This window comes from Streptomyces colwelliae, from assembly GCF_048158785.1.
Classification (GTDB): domain Bacteria; phylum Actinomycetota; class Actinomycetes; order Streptomycetales; family Streptomycetaceae; genus Streptomyces.
Genome location: NZ_JBLTJC010001035.1, coordinates 1 through 399, shown reverse-complemented (window position 1 = coordinate 399; position 399 = coordinate 1). Strand labels below are relative to the sequence as shown.

Here is a 399-nt window from a genome sequence, read left to right as displayed (position 1 = left end):
GGATGTGGTGGTTGGTATTGCGGCCAGCGGACGCACGCCGTATGTGATTGCCGGGCTGGAATACGCGCGCCAACTCGGCTGCCGTACAGTGGGCATTTCCTGTAATCCGGGGAGTGCCGTTTCATCCACCGCAGAGTTTGCTATTACGCCGGTAGTTGGTGCCGAAGTTGTTACCGGTTCTTCGCGAATGAAAGCAGGCACGGTGCAGAAACTGGTGCTCAACATGCTCTCCACCGGGCTGATGATTAAATCCGGCAAAGTGTTCGGCAACCTGATGGTCGATGTGGTCGCCACCAACGAAAAACTGCATGTGCGCCAGGTCAATATCGTCAAAAACGCTACCGGATGTAATGCCGAACAAGCGGAAGCGGCGTTAATTGCTTGCGAGCGCAACTGTAA

General features: G+C 55.1%; 1 protein-coding gene. It reads left to right on the top strand.

All coding sequences use genetic code 11. The features are described 5' to 3' along the window. A partial coding sequence (locus ACNFOC_RS55715; protein ID WP_416966487.1) for an N-acetylmuramic acid 6-phosphate etherase occupies nucleotides 1–399 on the top strand: 399 nt, incomplete at both ends.